Source organism: Microtetraspora sp. AC03309 (assembly GCF_020826795.1).
GTDB lineage: Bacteria > Actinomycetota > Actinomycetes > Streptosporangiales > Streptosporangiaceae > Microtetraspora > Microtetraspora glauca.
In genome coordinates, this window is the sequence record NZ_JADDIL010000528.1 from 1 (window position 1) to 441 (window position 441).

1 pseudogene is annotated in these 441 nt (G+C 65.8%); it reads right to left on the minus strand.

Annotation, left to right across the window (positions count from 1 at the left end):
* Positions 1-377, minus strand: a pseudogene (locus IMZ11_RS44200) (hypothetical protein); the annotation flags it as partial.
* Positions 378-441: the final 64 nt, after the last annotated feature.

Below are 441 nucleotides of genomic sequence, written 5' to 3' on the forward strand. Positions count from 1 at the left end.
CTCGAAGCCCGGGTGACCGCCACCGAGGCGTCGGTGATGGCCTGTTCGTAGCGCTGTCGCACGTCGCGGGGTTCGGCTCCGGCGATGAAAGCGGTGGCTGCGGCGGCGTCTGCGACCGACAGTGTGGTGTAGAGCTGACCCGCCGCGAACGCCAGGGGCTCGGTGTGGTCGAGCACCGTGGTCAGCGCCTGCTGTCGGTCGTTGATCGTGGTGGAGGTGGCGAATGCACTCGCGATGACCAGACCGGCGAGCACCACGCCGATGGTCAGGATGCGGCCGGGGGTGGTCCACAGAAACCACCACCGCGGGTGGGCAGGAGTAGTCGGCGACCGGGACGCGAGCGGTTCGGTCGAGGGATGTGCCAACTCCACAGTCACCTGCGCACGGACCTCATTTATTTCGGTGCTTACGGCTGCCCCCACACTATAAAAAGTTTCTAAG